The sequence below is a fragment of the Ferrimonas futtsuensis DSM 18154 genome, from assembly GCF_000422645.1.
Lineage (GTDB): Bacteria > Pseudomonadota > Gammaproteobacteria > Enterobacterales > Shewanellaceae > Ferrimonas > Ferrimonas futtsuensis.
Genome location: NZ_KE383896.1, coordinates 155,878 through 172,406, shown reverse-complemented (window position 1 = coordinate 172,406; position 16,529 = coordinate 155,878). Strand labels below are relative to the sequence as shown.

The 16,529-nt window shown below is 59.3% G+C and carries 15 protein-coding genes; 6 read left to right on the top strand and 9 right to left on the bottom strand.

The genetic code is table 11. The features are described 5' to 3' along the window. Window positions 1-42: 42 nt before the first annotated feature. The 9 genes from G505_RS21990 to G505_RS0118435 all read right to left on the bottom strand — a co-directional run bounded on the left by G505_RS21990 (window position 43) and on the right by G505_RS0118435 (window position 10,058). Window positions 43-1,314 carry a quaternary amine ABC transporter ATP-binding protein gene (locus tag G505_RS21990; RefSeq protein ID WP_051216445.1) on the bottom strand — a complete coding sequence of 424 codons (1,272 nt, stop codon included), beginning with the start codon at window positions 1,312-1,314 and terminating at the stop codon, window positions 43-45. Continuing rightward, window positions 1,307-2,206 carry an ABC transporter permease gene (locus G505_RS0118470; RefSeq protein WP_028110878.1) on the bottom strand — a complete coding sequence of 300 codons (900 nt, stop codon included), beginning with the start codon at window positions 2,204-2,206 and terminating at the stop codon, window positions 1,307-1,309. Before G505_RS0118470 ends, G505_RS21990 begins: the two co-directional genes overlap by 8 nt. Before the next feature lie 74 nt (window positions 2,207-2,280). After that, a complete protein-coding gene (locus G505_RS0118465) occupies window positions 2,281-3,288 on the bottom strand; it encodes an ABC transporter substrate-binding protein (RefSeq protein WP_028110877.1) in 1,008 nt (335 codons plus the stop codon). A 497-nt stretch (window positions 3,289-3,785) separates the two neighbouring features. Further along, entirely contained in the window at window positions 3,786-5,174 is a 1,389-nt protein-coding gene (locus G505_RS0118460) for a DUF4397 domain-containing protein (protein WP_028110876.1), read from the bottom strand. A gap of 395 nt (window positions 5,175-5,569) precedes the next feature. Then, window positions 5,570-6,055: a DUF4920 domain-containing protein gene (locus G505_RS0118455; RefSeq protein ID WP_084644066.1), complete on the bottom strand. Its 486-nt coding sequence runs from the start codon at window positions 6,053-6,055 to the stop codon at window positions 5,570-5,572. 357 nt (window positions 6,056-6,412) lie between these two features. After that, window positions 6,413-7,777 carry an AmpG family muropeptide MFS transporter gene (locus G505_RS21985; RefSeq protein WP_035385547.1) on the bottom strand — a complete coding sequence of 455 codons (1,365 nt, stop codon included), beginning with the start codon at window positions 7,775-7,777 and terminating at the stop codon, window positions 6,413-6,415. A gap of 3 nt (window positions 7,778-7,780) precedes the next feature. Further along, entirely contained in the window at window positions 7,781-8,362 is a 582-nt protein-coding gene (locus tag G505_RS0118445; RefSeq protein WP_028110874.1) for a peptidylprolyl isomerase, read from the bottom strand. A 12-nt stretch (window positions 8,363-8,374) separates the two neighbouring features. Beyond that, the gene (locus G505_RS0118440) at window positions 8,375-8,929 is read right to left on the bottom strand and encodes a YajG family lipoprotein (RefSeq protein ID WP_028110873.1); all 555 of its coding nucleotides are present in this window, start codon (window positions 8,927-8,929) and stop codon (window positions 8,375-8,377) included. Window positions 8,930-8,954: 25 nt separating this feature from the next. Then, window positions 8,955-10,058, bottom strand: a complete 1,104-nt coding sequence (locus tag G505_RS0118435) for a methyltransferase (RefSeq protein ID WP_028110872.1) — start codon at window positions 10,056-10,058, stop codon at window positions 8,955-8,957. Between the two features lie 216 nt (window positions 10,059-10,274). On the opposite strand from G505_RS0118435, the gene G505_RS0118430 reads away from it, so the two are divergent. From G505_RS0118430 to G505_RS0118405, 6 genes are all read left to right on the top strand, one after another. Continuing rightward, window positions 10,275-11,711 (top strand): glutathione synthetase, encoded by a 1,437-nt coding sequence (locus G505_RS0118430; protein WP_245568401.1) that lies wholly within the window; start codon window positions 10,275-10,277, stop codon window positions 11,709-11,711. A gap of 87 nt (window positions 11,712-11,798) precedes the next feature. Further along, a complete protein-coding gene (locus tag G505_RS0118425; protein ID WP_028110870.1) occupies window positions 11,799-12,938 on the top strand; it encodes a sugar diacid recognition domain-containing protein in 1,140 nt (379 codons plus the stop codon). A 215-nt stretch (window positions 12,939-13,153) separates the two neighbouring features. Continuing rightward, window positions 13,154-14,041: a glycerate kinase family protein gene (locus G505_RS21980; RefSeq protein WP_084644064.1), complete on the top strand. Its 888-nt coding sequence runs from the start codon at window positions 13,154-13,156 to the stop codon at window positions 14,039-14,041. Next, the gene (locus G505_RS0118415) at window positions 14,041-14,661 is read left to right on the top strand and encodes an alpha-ketoglutarate-dependent dioxygenase AlkB family protein (RefSeq protein ID WP_051216439.1); all 621 of its coding nucleotides are present in this window, start codon (window positions 14,041-14,043) and stop codon (window positions 14,659-14,661) included. Before G505_RS21980 ends, G505_RS0118415 begins: the two co-directional genes overlap by 1 nt. Before the next feature lie 54 nt (window positions 14,662-14,715). Beyond that, a complete protein-coding gene (locus G505_RS0118410; RefSeq protein WP_028110868.1) occupies window positions 14,716-15,027 on the top strand; it encodes a BolA family protein in 312 nt (103 codons plus the stop codon). A 400-nt stretch (window positions 15,028-15,427) separates the two neighbouring features. After that, window positions 15,428-16,522, top strand: coding sequence for a TRAP transporter substrate-binding protein (locus G505_RS0118405; RefSeq protein ID WP_028110867.1), 1,095 nt, complete (start codon window positions 15,428-15,430; stop codon window positions 16,520-16,522). The last annotated feature ends 7 nt before the right edge of the window (window positions 16,523-16,529 follow it).

The window sequence follows — 16,529 nt, the reverse complement described above, 5'->3', positions numbered from 1 at the left end:
GCAATCTAAAAAAGCAGGGGCCTGGGCCCCTGCTTTCTTCGGTTATGCACTTTTGGCCTGTGGGCCATTGCCACCTTGCTCCGTGGGGGCGTCGGCTTCGGGCTGAGCCTCCTCCTCGGTAAGATCGGACAGAACCTCGGCCAGGTGATCCCGGGAGAGCTCGCCCTCCAAATCCCCCTCGGAATTCACCACCGGCAGTGGGAAATCGGCACCCATGCTCTCTGGAATGATGCTCTCCAGCGGAGCGTCGGGAGAGATGGGATCCAGTTCGGTGATCTCAAACTCCTCCATGGGCATGGCCAAGTCCTCCTTGGCGGCCTCCTCCAGCGCCTTTTGACAGACCACACCCTGATACCCCTCGTCACTGACGTAGTAGGCGTAGTCCGCAGGGATCCGCTTCATCTGCTTCAGGGCACCACCAATGGTGGTGGCCGTCAGCCGGTGCGCCGGGGGTTTCATGACGGTTTCCACCGTCAGGGCCCGGGCACGATTGACGTCCTTGACGAACGCCTCGACGTAGTCGTCGGCGGGATTGAGCAGGATGTCCACCGGTTTCCCCACCTGCACCAGGTTGCCGTCTTTGAGGATGGCAATGCGGTCGCCAATTCTCAGGGCTTCATCCAGATCGTGGGTGATGAAGATGATGGTCTTGTTCAACTGCTGTTGCAGCTCGATCAGCTGGTCCTGCATCTCGCTGCGGATCAAGGGATCCAGTGCCGAGAAAGCTTCGTCCATCAGCAGAATTTCGGCGTTGGTGCACAGGGCCCTGGCCAGGCCAACACGCTGCTGCTGCCCGCCGGACAGTTGGGAAGGGTACTGCTCCTCATAGCCCGTCAGGCCCACGGTATCCAGCCACTGGCGGGCTCGCTGATTGCGGGTGGCTTTATCCACCCCCTGGACGGTCAGGCCATAGCTGACGTTCTCCAATACGGTTCGGTGAGGAAGCAGTCCGAAGCGTTGGAACACCATGGACATCTTGTGGCGGCGGAACTGCTCCAGCTCTTTCTGGGACAGCCGCATGACATCCACCCCTTCCACCAGGATCTGCCCCTCTGTGGGATCGATCAACCGGTTGAAGTGGCGAATCAGCGTGGACTTGCCGGACCCGGACAGGCCCATGATCACGAAGATCTCCCCAGGCTGAATGGCCAGGTTGATCGCCTTGAGTCCGACGGTGTGGTTGGTCTGGGCCAGGATCTCATCCTTGGAAAGGCCCTCTCTGACCTTGGGCATCACCTTCTCGGGGGACTCCCCAAACACCTTGTAAAGGTCGCGTACCTCAATAAGGGGCGTGCTGGATTTGGTGTCAGCCATTGTGGCCTCCCTGAATGAATCTCTGGGAGCGTTTCGCGTAAGCCTGGGAAACCCGATCGAAGATGATCGCCAGGACCACGATGGCGAAGCCATTAAACAGACCCAAGGTAAAGTATTGGTTTGTGATGGATTTAAGTACGGGCTGCCCCAGCCCCTTGACCCCGATCATCGAGGCGATCACCACCATCGCCAGGGCCATCATGATGGTCTGGTTGATGCCGGCCATGATGGTCGGTCCGGCCAGGGGCAACTGTACGCCAAGGAGGCGCTGCATGGGGGTGGCACCGTAGGCGGTGGCCGCCTCCAGCACCTCTTTGTCGACCAGGCGAATGCCCAGGTTGGTCAGTCTGATCACCGGCGGAATGGCGTAGATCACCACGGCAATGACTCCGGGGATCTTACCTATCCCCAACAGCATGACGACTGGGATCAAGTATACGAAGGCTGGCATGGTTTGCATGATGTCCAGCACCGGGGTCACCACGGACTGGGCCCGGTTGGAGCGGGCCATCATGATCCCTATGGGCACCCCCAGGACGATGGCCAGCAGGGTGCATACGGTGATGATGCTCAGGGTGCGCATGGTGTCCTGCCACATCCCCAGGTAGCCGATCAGCAGAAAGGCGACGACCACGGACAGAGACATCTTCCAGGAGCGGCTGGCCAGATAGACCAGGCCGGTGATGGCGATCAGCACCGCCCACCAGGGCGAGTGCACCAGCAGTTTTTCAAACCAGATCAGGAAATCCAGCAGGGGATCGAAGAAGGCCTCGATGGAGTCGCCGTATTCGCGGGAGAAGTCGCGGTAAGCACCGTCGAGATACTTGCGGATCTCCAGCAGGTCTGAGCGGTCCATCTTCGGGAATGAGCCGAGCCAGGAGAAATCAGCCATCAGGTCTATTACCTCTGATTCTGTAGTGGGTGAAGTGTGGTGTCCCGGGGCATCAGGGCCCCGGGAAGAGGGCATCAGAGGTTATCCACCGCAGACTGTACTTTGGCGGCAATGTCGGCGGGAAGCCACTGGGTCCAGATGGTGGGGAACTCGATAAGGAAGTGCTCGGCAGCGATGCTGCCATCAGCCTGGTTGTCCTCCATCCAGGCGAGCAGGCTGTTCATCTGCTGATTGGTAAAGGCGCGTTTGCTCAGGTAGCCGAACGCTTCGGGCGCCCGTTTCTTGAACTCACTGGTGGTGATGGTGGCGACCTCAGCAGCCGGATACATGGAGACCTTTGGGGTGTCACAGTCGGGCTTGGAGATGCACTCCCGGAAGTGGTCGGCATCGGCCTTGGTGCCGAAATCGACTTTGACCATCTTGTATTTTCCCAGCACCGCGGTCGGGGCCCAGTAGTAGCCAAACCAGGGCTTCTGCCGCTCGTAGGCCCGGGCGATGGCACCGGCCAGGCCCGCGCCTGAGCCGGGATCTATCAGATCAAACCCTTTGCTCTCCAGCTGCAGGGCTCGGAACAGGTTTTCCGAGGAGATCTGACATCCCCAGCCTGCGGGACAGCCATAGAAGGCGGCCCTGTCCGGGTCTTCCGGATGCTCAAAGAGCTTGGCGCTGGCGATCACCCCGGCGATGGTGGCCAGGCTGGGATCCTGGTCCACCATATACTGGGGAACCCAGAAGCCCTCTTCGCCACCGTCTGACAGGGAGTGCCCCGCCTTGGCCAGGCGCCCTTCACTCATGCCACGTTCTACCAGGGCTTGCACGGCGTTGAACCACATCTCCGGTGCCACGTCCGGTTCGCCTTTCTCGATCATCGACGTGCTGGTGGGCATGGTATCTCCGGGCACCAGCTCCGCCCGGCAGCCATAACCATGCTCCAAAATAAACTGGTCCACATTGGCAATGAGGGAGGCGGAGCTCCAGTTCATGTCGGCGATGGACACTTTTCCACAGTCATCGGCGGCAAATGCGGGTTGAGACAGCGAAGCGCACAGCACCAACCCCGAGAGATATTTGGCGTTTTTCATAGGGGAACAACATCCTTTACATCCTTAAGAGATCCATTGATGTTACAGGTCTAATCATTTGGGTTCAAATTATCCGCTGGTGGTGGATGTTGTTTTGTGTTCACTGTTTGAACGGGGCGTGCACCCCAAACAGTACCATCGATAGGGCGGTGGGCGCGCCAGGTTAATCAGATGTTTCTGGTTGGGCCGGGCGTGGAAAGCTGTGGTCGAGCTGGCAAGTGGCGTGCCTCAGAGGGCTTTTGGGCCGGGGCTGACCTCGCTAATGGTACTTCTCAAGCGCGGCATTTTTGAAAGGTTGCGCAAATGTTGTCTGTCGCGGCGGTGGTTTTCAGCTGTGGCTGACTCAGCCTTCGGCTTGAGGGGGCTGTGCGTCATGGTTTGAGATCTAATGGTGCTGAGGCGGTGAAAGATGATAAAGGGCGGGTGTTGAGGGAAGTGGCAGCCGAATCAGGCCCCGAGATGGGGAGGGCAACCATCGGCCACCCTCCTGATTTGTCCTACTGGGCGTGATCTTGTGGGGCGGCCGTCAGACTAAAACCCGAGGTGGCTTGGTCATCCTCCTCCAGCAGCAGAAAGTACTCACTGCTGTGCTCGTCCAGAGTCATCTCCAGAGAGGCCAGCAGCAGCTCAGTGCCATAACTCTCGGTGACTGCCTGAATGCGGAAGCTGTCATTGGGCAGAATGATGCTGCTGGATTCGGAGAACGAGGCGGTGACCGAATGGCTGCTGTCGGCAATGGTTTCGCCGGGCAGCAGGAAATGGAAGGTGACCACACCATAGTCATCCACCAGGTTGACCACCTTGAACTGGTGGTCGTAGATGGAGCTGCGCTGGCTGTTGTTCAGGCTGAGGGTGTGCAGTTTCACCTCATCCTCCTGTTCGTCGTCCTCGTCATAGTCATACTCCTGCAGGTAGACAAACAGGGTCTGATCCTGATCGTCGGTCAGAGAAACCAGGTGGTTGCTTGCCAACGGTTCGCCAGAGGTGGTGTCAGAGAAATCCAGGGTGTAGTCTCCCGGCTCCAGGGTCTGAGCGTCGCTGAACAGACCTTCTGTCAGGGCGCCGATGGTGCTCACCGGCTCAGGCTGGTTGATGGTCACGTCGATGCTGCCGGTATACTCGGGCAGCAGCTCGTGTTGCCTCAAGCCGTTGTACAACCAAAGCTGGGCCTTGGTCTGGCTGTCGGGGTATTCCACTGCCCCTGTGCTGGTGGAGACCCTGTCCATGGACAACGGGGCGCTGCCATTGTCGTCCCTTAAGATCAGGATGTACTGGGTGGTGGAGTAGAACTGAACCGTGGAAGATTGGTAAAGCAGGTCGTCGCTGTCAGTGGCCGTGACAAAAATCTGATAGCCATCTCTGTCGAAATAGAGCTCTTCCGACTGAGTATTGGCATCCAGCTGGAACAGCAATTCAGCCTGGTCAAATCCCTCGTCCTCTTCGGCCCAGTAAATATTCATCGCTGGCACCGATTCGGACAGGTTGATAAAGCGAACACCAAACTGATCATCATCACTGTCCAGGTCCACTTCGGCAATCTGGAAGTGATTGACCTTTCCCTGGGTGATATCACCGGAGACGGTGAGCAACTCCCATTTCTCATTGGAGATCTTAATGGATTCCTCATACAGAGTGACGGTCTCTTCATCACTGTCTTCCCAGGAAAGGGCCAGGTCATAACTGCCGGTGTCATAGCTGAAGTAGCCTGAAGACTCAGGATAGGCAATGCCGGTGTGGCTGTACTCGTCGTCGCCCTGAGTCAGAGTAAGGGTCAGGCTGGGGGCGTTGGCTGAACCATTGTAGATCTGAATATGGCCAGCATTTGAACTGGAATCGGAATCGTCGGAATCGCAACCGAACAACCCCAGCCCAAGAAAAGAAATCATGGCCAGGGAGATTAAACTTTTATTTACATTCATATTTGGCTAGCCGGGAGAAAATAAGAGCTTGGATGCTAGCACAACAAATTGGCAACAGAGTTCAGCTTTGCACTGCTTTAATTTATTTTCATCAATTTACGAAAGGCGTGAAAATACTGACCTTTACATCCATTTCTTCGGTTGGAAATTATAAGCGGGCAAATTATCTCTGGAGATATATTGTAAAGGTGATGGAAGTTTGTTTCCGCTACTGATTTTGCCGCTCTTGGTATGGGTAAGAATATAGGGCTGACCTGGCCTTGGCGTCGAGACATCTTTGAGCGACTGTCCCTGAATGGGGAGGCTCGAAAACAGCAGGGTGGCCCTGGGGGCCACCTTGTAAGTATCAGCTGTTTGCCATCTTACTGTTCCAGGATGCTCACGCCGGTCGGGACCAGTTGGTACATGGTCATGGGCTCGGTGACGCTGGCGGGATCGAACTTCTCCCCCTTTTCTTCGGCCCAGTGGGCTTTCATCTTACGGGTCCGCTCCAGATCATACTCCAGCTTCTGCAGCTTGCCGGTGGCGATGGCGGTGCTGCCCTTGGTGCTCACAGGGAAGACCATCTCACCGTCTTTCACCTTGACCCGCAGGTTCTGGAATTGCTTGTCTGAAGCGATCTTCATCCAGCAGCCGCGCTTTTCACACACAGCCACTATGGTGCCCTCGATGGTCACCGGCTTGTCCAGGTAGTTGTCCGGGCTGGCCATCAGGGTGGAGATCTTGGTGATGTTGTCGGCTTCCACCGGAGTGCCAAAGTCCAGAGATGAGCCCTGGTCAGAGGCATGGGTCTGTATGGTGGCGCTCAGGCACAGGGCCAAGGCGGTGATGAGGGTCTTGATGCGCATGAGGGGTCCTATCCTTATCTCTTGTTTGGGAATGAGTCTACTGCCTGTATAGGTGGAGTCTAGTGCTTTACCTGGCCCTAGGGGTGCCGGGAGTCACACAAGTGCAAATCACTGCAATTCGGACGCACTCGGCGGCAACCGGAAGAGAGTCTGGGCAACGGGTGCGCAGGCCTCTGCCGATCAGTCTTGGGACTCGGTGAGGGAGCCTGGGGTAGGGCTGTGGGGTCAGGCAACCCGGCGCCGTCGCCCTATCAGCAGCAAGGCACCAATCAGCAGTGGCAGGCTGCTCAGGGAGCCGCTGCTGAAGCCTGAGCGGGTTTCAATTAAGGAGTTTGTAACCTGATGCGGCTGCCCACATCAGTGGTCACTCTGCTTGGCCGGTGCCCAGCGGTTAGCCAACACAATCAGCAGCAGCACCGGCAGTCCGGACAGGCAACAGATGAGGAAGAAGGTCTCATAGCCCACCGTATCCACCAGGGCACCGGAGAAACCCGCCAGAAACTTGGGCAGCAGCAGCATCATGGAGGACATCAGGGCGTACTGGGTGGCGGAGAAGGCCACATTGGTCAGGCTGGAGAGGTAGGTGATGAAGGCGGCAGTGGCGACACCTGCGCTGAAGCTGTCCGCGGCGATCACCAGGGTGAGCAACGTGGTGTCGTGGCCCACGCTGGCCTGCAGGGCAAACAGCAGGTTGGTCAGGGCGACAGACGCGGCTCCGGCGAACAGGATCTTCATGGTGCCGAATCGGGCGATCAGCACGCCACCGGCGGCGGCGCCGACCATGGTCATGATCACTCCGTACACCTTGGTGATGGTGGCGATCTCCCCTTTGCTGAATCCCATGTCCACGTAAAATACGTTGGCCATCACCCCCATCACCACGTCGGCGATGCGGTAGCTGGCGATCAGCAGCAGGATCAGCAGAGCCTGCTTGCCAAAGCGAACAAAGAAGTCGCGGAAGGGACAGACCACCGCGGTGTAGCCCCACATCAGCAGCTTCTGCAGAGGAGCCGGCAGGTGCAGCAATCTTTCCAGTGTCGGCAGAGATTCCAGCGCCAGACGGTCGCCGTTGATCCGGGGCTCTTTGGCGCACAGGGTCGCGATAATGCCCACCCCCATGGCGGCGGCCATGCACAGGTAGGCAGTTTGCCAGCCGATGGGGTTGTAGCCCTGGTCACCTCCGGCCCAGGCGGCTATGGCCAGGGCGCCGGCGGTGGCCAGCATCATCCCCAGACGGTAACCCGTCTGGTAGGCGGCGGCCAGGGCTCCCTGCATCTCTTCCGGGGCGGTTTCGATGCGAAAGGCATCCACCACGATGTCCTGAGTGGCGGAGAAGAAGGCCACCATCAGGGCGAAGCCCACCAGGGCGGTCAGGCTGGTGGTGGGATCCGAGCTGGCCATCCCCCCCAGGCCGATGATCAGTCCCACCTGGGCCAGCAACATCCAGCCCCGTCGTCGTCCCAGCGCTCGGGTGAGCAGCGGCAGTGGCATACGGTCCACCAGGGGAGCCCAGAGAAACTTGATGCTGTAGGCCATGGCCACCCAGCTGAGGAAGCCAATGGTGGTTCGGTCGAGTCCCGCTTCCCTCAGCCAAAATGACAGGGAGCCAAACACCAGCATCAACGGCAGGCCTGAGGAGAACCCCAGGGCCAACAGCAGCAGCACCCTGCGGTGCAGATAGACGGAGAAAGCGCCGAATCGCTGTTTCAGGCGGTCAACCAAGAGTTAGCTTTCCGGCATCAGGGTGGCTTTGATCAGCAGCAGGGGTTTGACGGGTTTGCTCGGTGCACCCATGTCCGCATCATACTCCACCGGCACTTCGCCCATGGCATCCAGTACCTCGAGCCCTTCGGTGACCATGCCAAACACGGCGTAGCCCCAACGGCGGCGGGAGGGATCCAGCCTGGTGTTGTCCACCAGGTTGAAGAAGAACTGGTTGGTGGCGGTATGAGGGGACTTCTCCCTGGCCATGGCGATGGTGCCGTACTCGTTGGACAGGCCATTGCCAGATTCATTGAACAGCTTATCCCCTTCGTCGATGGCGTCACCGTCGGCGGTGAAGCCGCCCCCCTGCACGACAAACTCCGCCACCACCCTATGGAAGCTGGTGTTGTCGTAGGCGCCCTTCACCACGTAGCGCAGGAAGTTGTCCACGGTCAGTGGGGCCCGGGTACGGTCCAGTTCGACAATCAGGGTGCCCAGGCTGGTTTCCATCTTCACCTGGGGGAAGAGGTTGTCACTCTGGATCTCGTCCGCCCAGGCGGGGGAGAGCAGCAGAGAGAAAAGCAGTGCGGTGAGAATGCGCATCCGTGCTTGCTCCTAGTTCAGGTGTTCGTGCAGTTCGGGGTCATTGACGATGTCGCTCATCAGCTGGCTGAGGCGATCATTCATCTCACGCTCGATGCGAGCCATCTCCGGTTTGAGTGGGCCGGAAAAGCTGCTGCGAACCCGGTACTCCTTGGTCAGGGTGTTGCCCAGGTTGTTGACCACCACCGTGGCCACCAGGTTGGTGGTGGCGTCGTGAGAGAAGGTGCCCTGGTCTATCTTCATCACCAGTTTGTTGAGGGAGAGGCTCATGGTAACGCTGGCCGCCGGATCGATGCGATAGCCCAGTTTGGTCAGGCCATCACGCACGCCCTGTTCCAGCAATTGTCGCGGCGGTTCGGCGGGGCTCAGCAATTCGGCGGCACCGTCATCCTTGCGCACCTCCACCAGGAACTGCTCGGGTCGATGGTCGACGCTGGCCAATGCCAGGGAGCCTTGTTGGCTGCCCGGCTGCACTATGGGGGCAGCCGGTGACAGGATCAGGGTGTTGGGGGCGGAGGCGCAACCTGCCAGCAGCAGGGCACCCAGCAGGGGCAGCAGAGATCTCATCGGTTTCTTTCTCCTTGGCCGGAATCTATTTAATGGCATCGAGAATAACAAATTTGGCATTGGCTGCCACGGTTTCCACCTTGCCAAACAGGCGCTTGAGCTTGATGTGGTAGCCCAGGTGGCGGTTGCCTATCACTCTCAGGCGTCCACCTGTGGCCAGGGTGCGCTTAGCGTCTCTGAACATTTGCCAGGCGATGTGGTCGGTGATCGCCTGTTGCTGGTGGAAGGGCGGGTTGCACAGCACCAGATCGGCGCTTTCCGGGTCCAGATCGGTGAGGCAGTCGTTCCAGAGAACCTGGAACTGTGCCTGAGGCAGTGCCCGGGCCAGGTTGGCCTGGCAGCTGGTCACCCCATGCCAGGACTCATCCACCGCCAGAATGTGGGCGTCGGGGTTGGCTTTGGCGGCTGCCAGAGCGAGGATGCCGTTGCCACATCCCAGGTCGACGATGCGGCGATGGCCCGTGGGGATCTGATTCAGCATCAGGTGAGCGGCCACATCCAGCTTCTGTCCGGCAAAGGTGTTGGGGTGGTTCTCCAACTGGAAGTCGGTGCCCTGAGCCTGCCAATTGAGTACCAGGGGAGAGCGGGCGCGGCGACCGCTGGTTTTACCGCTCAGCAGCCTGGCCTTCTTGCGAATGCGCGACGGCTGGATGTCGTCCAGATAGTGCTCGGTTACCCCTTTCAAGGTGGTGGGCATCTCCTTGAGGCGCGCGGCGATCACCACGGTGGTGCCTTGGGGAAGATGTCCATTCAGCCAGTCGAGCAGGTACTCCAGATACCTCAAGTTGCGTGGCAGCTTGATCCACACCTGGTCTATCTGCTCCTCGAAGGGCTCCAGGTCCGCCAGGCACCTGTCTGGCTGGGGCTGACCATTGAGATCCAGGTTCTGCTTCAGGGCCTGATGGGCGACGAAGGAGTCATTGACCCAGATAGGGTTCAGGCGCGCCGCGGCACAGCCCAGGGCGCCGAAGTGATCATTGATGATCAGCAACTGCCCATTCACTTGTGGCAGGGCATTGAGCATCAGCAGTTCATCGGCGGCGTCCCAGGCGATGAGTTCGCTTTGCTGGGTCTCAGGAAAGCGGCGGAGTCTCAGGGTGAGGGATTCCAGATTCAGGGTATCGGACATGGTATGGAGACTGAGATAAAGGTGGCGCTATTGTGGCAGAAGAAGCTGCGAGGACCAAACTGGCCGGGCGGGAGGACCAGAGAGAGCTCGACAATTCTGCATTTGTCGAATTATAGGTTGTGCACTGAGTCAGAGCTGTCTATATTTCTATTATTGTGGAAATATTGGTTGAGGCAAATGGGACAGACGTTGACTCGGCGATCCTCGGAGGAGGTGGTGCCCCAAAATAGCGAGATCCATGAGGAGGTTCTGGCGGCGGTAAACTGGGGGCTCTCCCATGGGGTCGGCTTCAAAACGGAGGCGCATCTGATGCGACAGGTGCCCTTCAGTTTCTCTCCCTCGGTCATCCATCGTGAGGATTACGCAAGACTTGCAAGCGCGGCCAGTTTGCTAGGCCGTCTGATTCACGGGGTGGCGCAGGACCGCCCCTTTCTTCGGCAGGCCATCGCCCCGGTGGCCAAGGCGGATCCGTTCTTTCGCGGGCTGTTGCGGATGCACCGGCGGATTCATGCCGGTTTGTCGCCCTATCGCCCCTTGCCGGTGCTGATCATGCGCAGCGACTTCCTGGAAGACCGCGATCTGGGTTTCCAGCTGGTGGAGTGCAATGGCATTGCCGCCGGGATGGGGCCTTTTGGCCAGCGTACCCATGAGCTGCACCGCTATCTTCAGCAGCGCAACCCTGGCCAGTTTCTGCGCTGGTCCCCCCCACATTCCGGTGAGTTGGTGCAGAACCCGGCACTGGAGCGTCTGGGGCAGGGGATCGCCTCGGCAGCCCACCAGGTTCGGGAGGAGACCGGTCAACCGGGCAGGCCAGTGATGTTGATGGTGGTGCAGGAGGGCGAGGACAATGTGTATGACCAGAGACTGCTGGAAACCGAACTGCTTCAACAGGGGGTCACGACGGTCCGTCGCAGCTTCCGTGAGCTGTATGGTGCCCTGTCCACCGGGGCGAACCGACGGCTGCTGCTGAGCGGTGTCGGCGGCATCGACTTTGTCTACCTGAGGGCCGGCTATCACTATCGTGACTATGTGGCCAACGACATCCGTCATGAGCCCTGTTGTGAGGCGCTCGCCAAGACACGAATCTTCATGGAGCGGCACCGGGTGGCCATCAATGCCACGGTGGACCAGCAGTTGGCCACCAGCAAGCGGGTGCAGCTGCTTCTGGGGCAGATGTCACCCCGGGAGTTATCGCGCTTTGGTCTTTCTCAGCAGGAGGCGGGTCAGATTCTGCCGCTGTTGAAGGCCAGCGTCCCTGTGTCGACTCAGACCCTGGCCGAGCTGGATCATCAGCCGCTGGACAACTGGGTGCTGAAGAATCAGGGCGAGGGGGGCGGACACTGTCTCTTCGGGGAGGCGATGGCCGTGCCCCTGGCGACCATGGCGCCGTCGGAGTACCCCGCCTGGTTGCTGATGAAACGGCTGAGGCCGGCTCCCCGGGGGCGGCCGGCCCTCCTGGTTCGAAATGCTCAGGAAGAGGAGGTGGCTGAACTGGTGAGTGAACTCGGGCTGTTTTCGGTGCACATCGACGGTCGCCAGGCCTATGGTGGCAGCGGCTACGCCGGTTACCTGGTGCGCAGCAAGCCCGCCGAGGTGACCGAGGGGGGCGTGCATTCGGGGATGGGGGTGCTGGACTCTCTGGTTTTTCAGTAGGACTTGCCTCGAATCGGGGTCAGGCGCATTGCCGCCTTAGGGGGCTCGTGGCACACTGCTGCGAGGAATTATGCACTTGGCCAAATCATGAGACTTACCGAATCCATCGCGCGTCAGATCGTGGAGCGCTCCATGAAGATTATCCAGTTCTCCGTCGTGGTGATGGATGAACATGGTTGGATCATTGGTTCCGGTGATCCCAAACGCCTGAACCAAAAGCACGAAGGGTCGATCATCGCCATGGGTGACAACCGGGTGCTGGAGATCGATGACGCCATGGCGGCCAGCCTGAAAGGGGTGTTGCCCGGCATCAACCTGCCGATTCTGTTTCAGGGTAAACCCATAGGTGTTGTGGGGATCTCCGGCAAGCCGGAACAGGTGCGCAGTTACGGTGAACTGGTGAAGATGACTGCCGAGATGGTGGTGGAGCAGGCGGCGCTGATGGACCAGATCCAGTGGAGCAAGCGTCATCGGGATGAGCTGGTGCTCAGCCTGATCCATGGTGGCGATCTCAACGAGTCTCAGCTGCTGTCATTGGCACACAGGCTGGAGCTGGATCTCACTCAGCCCAGGATCGCCGCCATCATCAAGGTGTTTTCCAAAGATCAGCATACGCCGGATCATCAGCATCTGAAGCGTCTGGTCCAGCTGCTGGAGTACCCGGAGCGCAATAACCTGGTGGCCATCTCCTCGGTGACCGACAACGAAGTGGTGGTGCTCAAGCCGGTGCAACTGACCGATGAGGGTTGGTCGGTGGAAAGGGAGCGTCGCCGGGTGGATAAGCTGCTCAACCGCATTCGGGGAGAGGCGGCTTTCGATATCCGCATCGCTCTGGGAGAGTATTTCCCGGGGTTGCGGGGACTGGCTCACTCCTATGACACCGCCAAAGCCACCCTGGATGCCCCAGGCAGCCTGGGGGATGTCTTGTTTTATCAGGACAATGTTCTGCCTGTGCTGGTCAGTGGCCTGCAGGAAGATTCCTGGCGGCGCAAACAGTTGCTGGACCCCATGGATCAGCTGGTCGCCAAAGACGGTAACGGCGTACTTCGCCGCACTCTGACTAGCTACTTTGAGCTGGACTGCGATCTCAGCCGCACCTGCAGTGCTTTGCACATCCACCGGAATACCCTGAGATACAGGCTGGATAAGATCAGCAGCCTGACAGGTTTGGATCTAAATCGTCTACCGGATCGCACTCGGCTCTATTTGGCCCTGCTGAGTCGCTAGCCCCGCCACATCGGCATTTTGCCCGCAAAACTCTCGTTGTTTTTGTGCATTCGCACAAAGATAGCGAGAGTTTTTCGTTTCAGATTCGGTCAATCGTCCAAAGAAGCAGCGCCGCCCCTATGTCATAGTGTGTTTGTTGAACGACTGTGATCCAGGTGTAACCGAGGTTGTGTCTCTCTGTGATCGCCAACAGCCTGGTGAAGAGGACTGAATCGATGAAAGTTGTCACTGCCCAAGACTCGCACCGAACGGTGAACCCCAATGAGGAGGTAATGGATGCCATCGAGAAACGACGTCCCACCCTGTCGCTGTGCGTCGAGCAGAGCCACGCGTTCCTGGCCGAAACCGCAGAAGGTCGGCTCCTTGCCCTTGTGGATGCTACAGGCGGTCGCGTTGAAACCTGCACGGTAACCGACCCCCTGGGTCACCCACGCCAGGCTCGATTCGGCCTCCTGGGTGACGGCATCACCGCGGTCATCGACAGCGATCAGGCCAACGGCCTTAAGCTGCTTGGCAGTGATCAACGCCATCCCATGGACACCTCCAGTTACGGCACGGGTGAGCTGATTCTCTCAGCCCTGGATGCCGGCGCCTCCCGAATCATCATCGGCCTGGGTGCCAGTGCCGCCAATGATGGCGGCCTGGGCCTTGTTCAGGCGCTCGGTGCCCGGATGAGCAACATCTTCGGTGAGGAGGCGGGCCGCGGCGGTGCCGGTTTGGCCGGCCTGGCCAGCATCGACATCTCCGCTCTGGATCCCCGCCTCGCCGACGTCTCCATCGAGGTGGCCTGCCTGAACCACAACCCCCTTTGCGGCCCTCGCGGTGCGTCCCGGCTCTACGGGTTCCAGCGCGGCGCCAGTGAAGAGACCATGTTGCAACTGGATGCCTACCTGTCTCACTTTGCCGACCTGATTCGGCACCAGCTTGGGGTTGAGGTCAAGGAGCAGCCTGGGTCGGGGGCCGGTGGCGGACAGGGGGCGGCGCTGCGTGGCCTGCTGAATGCGCCATTGCACCCTCTGAGCGAAGTGATGGAGTCTGAGTTGTTGCGTGCCCGGGCTTACGGTTGCCGTCAGGCGGCGAGTCAGATCGCCCTGGCTCACTGATGATGACTCTGGATGAGTGCCTGATTCCCCAGAGGCTGCACAAAGAGGGTGAGGAGCTGGCTCGCTACTGGAGCCGCTTTCTCTCCATCGAACGCTCGGATCAATTGCTGGAACGCTGCCTGGGATTGAATTGGCAACAACCCAAGGTGCGGGTGTTTGGCAAGGAGCACCTGATCCCCAGGCAGCAGTGCTGGCTCGGTGAACCGGGTTGCCAGTATCGCTACTCAGGTACCCTGCTGGAACCCGATCCCCTGCCCCCCTGGCTGGATGCGCTGATGCTGTCGGTATCCCAGCACTGCGGCATCCAGTACAACACCGTATTGGCCAACCGTTATCGCAGTGGCCAGGATAAGATGGGCTGGCACAGTGACAACGAGCCAGAGATGGGCTCCGAGCCCCAGGTGGCCATCCTCTCCCTGGGCCAGGCCCGTCCCCTGCAACTGCGATGTGGTGAGGGGCAGACCCAGGAGTTTGTGATGCCCCATGGCAGCCTGTTGCAGCTGTTGCCCGAAGCCCAGCGTCGCTGCAAACATCAGCTCCCCCCCCGGGCCGGTATCGAGGCTGAACGCATCAGCCTGACTTTCCGCCGCATTACCCCGGGCTACTGGTCCAGGGCTTGAGTTCGCCCTGCCCCGGGGGTATAAGGGAGCCTCAACACAGCAAGGAGTTCAGCGATGTCGATTCATCAGGCCATTGAAGCCAAGGTGAGCCAGGCTCTGGCACCCGCTCACCTGGAGGTGATCAACGAGAGCCACATGCACCGCACCCCCAAGGATGCCGAAACCCATTTCAAAGTGGTGGTGGTCAGTGATCAGTTTCAGGGGAAGAGGCTGTTGGCCCGCCACCGCAGCATCAATGAGCTGCTGCAGGCGGAGTTTGACGCCGGCCTTCACGCCCTGGCCCTCCATACCTATACCCCGCAGGAGTGGCAGGAGCGCGTTCAGGCGCCGAAGACGCCAGGGTGCACAGGTTCACTGAACGGATAATTCAGACGTCGCCATAAGGCGACGTTTTTCTTGCGGGTGTGTCTCAGCCTTTCCCCCGTGGATGTTCGCTTTTTGTACTTGAATCTGCTATCAAATTTATTCATAAACTTCAGATTCTGGCGAACGGAGTGCCGACGGGGAGGTTGTCTCCCGAAACAGATAAAATGGACTCTGTGGTTTACCCTTAGTAGTGCTGGCGGCGAAAACGCTCAGGTTGGTTCGGGAGAGGCGCACACCCCCTCCCCGGCTGCGAGCGCGACCGCTGTCATCGGCCTTGAACAGCTTGCCCCCTAGCAGTGATCGCGCACAGCCAACGAGTTGCCGTCTCGCATAAATGGTTAATAATTAATATAAACACCTGTGTTAACGGCAGTTATTGCCGTTATGAGGGAGGAAAACTATGCGCTTTATTGCCTTTGCTGCCGCGCTGCTGATTTTGGCTGGCTGTTATCAGAGACAGGCTGAGCAGATACAGGCTCAGCCCCCACAACAACTCTATCAGTGGAAGCTGGTCACCTCCTGGCCTAAGAACTTTCCCGGTCTTGGCATGGCTCCGGAACGCTTCGCAGAACGGGTAAATCAGATGTCCGGGGGACGTCTGACCATCATCGTCTACGGGGCCGGTGATCTGGTGCCCGCCTTTGAGGTGTTTGACGCGGTCTCCCAGGGCAGTGCCGAGATGGGGCACAGCGCTTCCTATTACTGGAAGGGTAAGGTACCTGCGGCGCAGTTTTTCACCTCGATCCCCTTTGGCATGAACGCCCAGGAGGTCAACAGCTGGCTCCAGTATGGTGGGGGCATGACCCTGTGGACCGAGCTCTATGCGCCCTTCGGGGTTAAGCCCCTGCGTGGCGGCAATACCGGGGTGCAGATGGGCGGCTGGTTCAACAAGGAGATCAACTCTCTGGAGGATCTGAAAGGGTTGAAGATGCGCCTACCCGGACTGGGTGGTGAGGTGCTCTCGCGACTGGGTGGGGTCCCTGTGACCCTGCCGGGCCGTGAGCTGTTTACCGCCCTGCAGACCGGAGCCATCGATGCCACCGAGTGGATTGGCCCCTATAACGATCTTGCGGTGGGGCTGCATAAGGCCGCGTCCTACTACTACTACCCGGGCTGGCAGGAGCCGGGGACCATCCTCGAGTTTCTCATCAACCAGAAGGCGTTTGATGCCCTGCCGTCGGACCTCCAGGCGATCGTGGTCAATGCCGCCGAAGGGGTGAATCAGGACATGCTCGATGAGTACACCATGCGCAACATCGAAGCCCTGGATGCCCTGGTGCTGGATCACAGCATCGAGCTGCGGGCCTTCCCCGATGAAGTGCTCAAGGCGATGCGGGCCACCACCCAGGAGGTGATCGCGGAACAGACGGCCACCGATCCCCAGATGAAGCGGGTGTATGACAGTTATCTGGAGTTCTACAAAGGGGTGCGCCGTTATCACAAAGTCAGTGAAGAGGCTTACGACAACTCCAGGGGCTCCCTGCACCGGGATTGATCTCGGC

What these genes read in the sequence shown, in the direction of transcription:
- G505_RS21990 (WP_051216445.1), bottom strand. Translation starts at nt 1,314, where the DNA reads ATGGCTGACACCAAATCCAGCACGCCCCTTATTGAGGTACGCGACCTT.
- G505_RS0118410 (WP_028110868.1), top strand. Translation starts at nt 14,716, where the DNA reads ATGTCGATTCATCAGGCCATTGAAGCCAAGGTGAGCCAGGCTCTGGCA.
- G505_RS21980 (WP_084644064.1), top strand. Translation starts at nt 13,154, where the DNA reads ATGAAAGTTGTCACTGCCCAAGACTCGCACCGAACGGTGAACCCCAAT.
- G505_RS0118465 (WP_028110877.1), bottom strand. Translation starts at nt 3,288, where the DNA reads ATGAAAAACGCCAAATATCTCTCGGGGTTGGTGCTGTGCGCTTCGCTG.
- G505_RS0118445 (WP_028110874.1), bottom strand. Translation starts at nt 8,362, where the DNA reads ATGCGCATTCTCACCGCACTGCTTTTCTCTCTGCTGCTCTCCCCCGCC.
- G505_RS0118415 (WP_051216439.1), top strand. Translation starts at nt 14,041, where the DNA reads ATGATGACTCTGGATGAGTGCCTGATTCCCCAGAGGCTGCACAAAGAG.
- G505_RS0118470 (WP_028110878.1), bottom strand. Translation starts at nt 2,206, where the DNA reads ATGGCTGATTTCTCCTGGCTCGGCTCATTCCCGAAGATGGACCGCTCA.
- G505_RS0118455 (WP_084644066.1), bottom strand. Translation starts at nt 6,055, where the DNA reads ATGCGCATCAAGACCCTCATCACCGCCTTGGCCCTGTGCCTGAGCGCC.
- G505_RS0118425 (WP_028110870.1), top strand. Translation starts at nt 11,799, where the DNA reads ATGAGACTTACCGAATCCATCGCGCGTCAGATCGTGGAGCGCTCCATG.
- G505_RS0118460 (WP_028110876.1), bottom strand. Translation starts at nt 5,174, where the DNA reads ATGATTTCTTTTCTTGGGCTGGGGTTGTTCGGTTGCGATTCCGACGAT.
- G505_RS0118435 (WP_028110872.1), bottom strand. Translation starts at nt 10,058, where the DNA reads ATGTCCGATACCCTGAATCTGGAATCCCTCACCCTGAGACTCCGCCGC.
- G505_RS0118405 (WP_028110867.1), top strand. Translation starts at nt 15,428, where the DNA reads ATGCGCTTTATTGCCTTTGCTGCCGCGCTGCTGATTTTGGCTGGCTGT.
- G505_RS0118440 (WP_028110873.1), bottom strand. Translation starts at nt 8,929, where the DNA reads ATGAGATCTCTGCTGCCCCTGCTGGGTGCCCTGCTGCTGGCAGGTTGC.